Below are 3,415 nucleotides of genomic sequence, written 5' to 3'. Positions count from 1 at the left end.
AGCAAGCCAAAAATATAGGCAAGGTAGTAGTGGAGATGCCACAAGCTTCTGAACCCAGTTCCATCCAACCAGAAGCAAGTTATTTGATCACAGGAGGATTAGGAGCACTAGGATTGGAATTAGCCCAATGGATGGTAAAACAGGGAGCCCAGCATCTAGTCTTGAGTGGGCGTCGTGCTCCTAGTGAAAACGCACAAAAAGTGATCGGGAACTTAGAAACAGCCGGAGCCTCTGTAAGTGTCTTATTAGGAGATATTTCCTGTCAAGAAGATGTTGCCAAAACTTTAGAGGCAATATCGACATCATTACCCCCACTTAAAGGAGTGATTCATGCAGCAGGAGTGTTGGATGATGGGGTACTGCAACAGATGAGTTGGCAGCAGTTTACCAAAGTGATGGCACCAAAGGTGCAAGGAACTTGGTATTTGCATCAATTCACCAAAGATTTACCCTTAGATTTCTTTGTCTGTTTTTCCTCCATAGCTTCTCTTTTTGGGAGTCCAGGTCAAGGAAATTATGCAGCAGCCAATGGGTTTATGGATGCATTAGCTCACTATCGTCGGGGTCTGGGATTGCCAGGGTTGAGTATCAACTGGGGAGCTTGGGGATCAGCAGGCATGGCAGCTCGTTTAGATAGTCTCAATCAAAATCGACTGGAGAGTAGTGGGATGATTGCCATAGAACCAGAAAGGGGAATGCAGGCATTGGATTCATTGTTATCCGACTCTTCCAGTCAAGTTGTAGTGTTGCCCATTAATTGGTCAAAATTCGTCCATCAGCTCCCTGGTGGGCATGGGCAAAAGATACCATTCCTAGAGGCTTTGATTTCGACTGAGCCATCATTAACCAAAAAGTCGGCATTCAGAGAACAACTCGAATCAGTACCAGTTTCAGAACGTCAGGAGTTATTAACCAATCAGATTCGCTCTTTGATAGCCAAAACCTTAGGCTGGACAGATACACAAAAGATAGGAATGCGACAACCTTTGTTTGACTTAGGATTAGATTCTCTGATGGCAGTGGAATTGAAAAATCGCTTGGAATCAAGCTTAGAAACAAGCTTAAGTTCAACACTATTGTTTGACTATCCGACGGTAGAAGCACTTGTAGAGTATTTAGCCAGTGATGTCATCTCGCTAGAGTTCTATTCTGACCTAGATGAAACAGAAAATGTAGAACAAGAGGAAATAGATAACGCATCTCGTTTTCAAGAAATGTCTGAAGAAGAAATGGCCAAATTACTAGCTAAAAAAATAGAATCTCTGGGAGGAAATAAAAGCTAATGAAAGAAAGTAAAAGCAGCCGTACTGTAAACTACAAAGCATTAATGGAAAATGCTTTTCGCCAGATAGAAACTTTGCAGTCTCAAGTAGAAACTTTTGAAAATCAAAAAATAGAACCCATAGCGATAATTGGCATGAGTTGTCGCTTCCCTGGTGGAGTAGACTCTCCTGAAGCCTTCTGGCAACTACTCAATGATGGAGTAGATGCAATCTCCGAAGTACCATTAGCGCGATGGAACATTGATGACTACTATGACCCAGACCCAGATGCTCCAGGCAAAATTTGCACCCGCGACGGTGGTTTTCTTTCACAAATAGATGGCTTCGATACTGCATTTTTCGGGATTTCTCCCCGAGAAGCTCACAGCTTAGACCCCCAACAACGCTTGTTGCTTGAAGTCAGTTGGGAAGCCATCGAAAGGGCTAACATTGTCCCAGACAAATTGTTTAATAGTCTCACTGGAGTATTTATTGGTATTGCTGGTAGCGATTACTCACATAGGCTGGTAACCTCTGAGATACCAGAAGCTTATTGGGGTACAGGTAATGCTTCGAGTGCTGCTACAGGTCGTTTATCATACATCTTGGGACTGACAGGACCGAATCTGGCTGTAGAAACGGCTTGCTCTTCCTCTTTGGTATCGGTGCATCTGGCTTGTCAGAGCCTCAGACAGCGAGAATGCAATATGGCTTTAACTGGTGGTGTGAATCTACTACTGTCTCCTGAGTCGAGTATTGTTTACTCTCAAGCAAAAATGCTATCTACCGATGGTCGGTGCAAGACCTTTGATGCCTCGGCAAATGGTTATGTGCGTGGAGAAGGATGCGGAATCATTGTTTTGAAGCGTTTTTCAGATGCTGTAGCTAATGGGGATAATATTTTGGCAGTAATTCGGGGCACGGCGGTCAATCAAGACGGACCGAGTGGTGGCTTGACAGTACCTAATGGTCCTTCTCAAGTAGCTGTTATCCGTCAAGCTTTGGCCAATGGAGCAGTAGACCCAGCAGATGTTAGTTATATAGAAGCTCATGGTACAGGAACTTCTTTGGGAGACCCCATTGAAGTTGGAGCCATAGGAACAGTATTTGGTTCAAACCACTCTGTTGAGCACCCTGTAATCATTGGTTCTGCTAAGACCAACATTGGTCACTTAGAGGTGGCAGCAGGAATTGCCGGTTTAATGAAAGTAGTCCTGCAACTGCAACAGCAAAAAATAGCACCATCATTGCATTTTAACCAACCTAATCCCTATATTAATTGGTCTCAATTACCTCTACAAGTCTCAACTCAACTTACCCCTTGGCCAACCAATGGGAAGAGTCGCATTGCGGGGGTGAGTTCCTTTGGTTTTAGTGGGACTAATGCTCATGCAATCTTAGAAGAAGCTCCAATTCAAGTCAGAAGTCAGAAGTCAGAAGTCGGAAGTGAGGATATTGCCGAACGTCCAATTCATATATTAACTCTGTCAGCCAAAACTCAAACAGCTCTTGGTGAGTTAGTTGGTAGTTATCACAACTATCTAAAAACTCATCCCGAATTAAAGGTAGCTGATATCTGCCATACAGCCAATACAGGACGTGCACAGTTCCACCACAGACTAGCAGTTGTTGCCTCTAACCAACAAGAATTAGTTGAAAAACTCCGACAGCACCAAGAAGGAGAAGAAGTAGGCGGAATCTACTCAGGAGAACTGACAAATAACACCACAGTACCCAAAATCGCCTTCCTATTCACAGGACAAGGTTCCCAATATGTCAACATGGGAAGGCAGTTGTATCAACAAGCACCAACTTTCCGTGAAGCGATTCACCAATGTGATGAAATTCTCAGTGCTGTCGAAACTTTCCAGGAAAAGTCCTTACGAGAAATCCTCTATCCTACAGACAAAGATGAGTCCGGTTCATCCCTACTAGAGCAAACAGCCTATACCCAACCGGTGCTGTTTGCTCTAGAATATGCCCTCTTTAAGCTCTGGCAATCCTGGGGGATTAAACCAAATGTAGTTATGGGTCATAGTGTGGGTGAATATGTGGCAGCAACTGTAGCAGGAGTGTTCAATTTAGAAGATGGCTTGAAACTAATTGCCGCCAGGGGAAGGTTGATGCAACAGTTGCCCTCTGGTGGTGAAATA

2 protein-coding genes are annotated in these 3,415 nt (G+C 44.0%); both read left to right on the top strand.

What is annotated here, in order from left to right:
* Positions 1-1,283 (top strand): beta-ketoacyl reductase (locus F6K37_RS35175; RefSeq protein WP_287255489.1); only part of this gene is annotated, 1,283 nt, incomplete at its 5' end.
* A partial coding sequence (locus F6K37_RS35170; RefSeq protein ID WP_287255487.1) for a type I polyketide synthase occupies positions 1,283-3,415 on the top strand: 2,133 nt, incomplete at its 3' end. The genes F6K37_RS35175 and F6K37_RS35170, both read left to right, overlap by 1 nt.

Source organism: Moorena sp. SIO4E2 (assembly GCF_010671945.1).
GTDB classification, from domain to species: domain Bacteria; phylum Cyanobacteriota; class Cyanobacteriia; order Cyanobacteriales; family Coleofasciculaceae; genus Moorena; species Moorena producens.
Note: the sequence above shows the minus strand (reverse complement) of the source record. Positions and strands in the feature narration are given on the sequence as shown.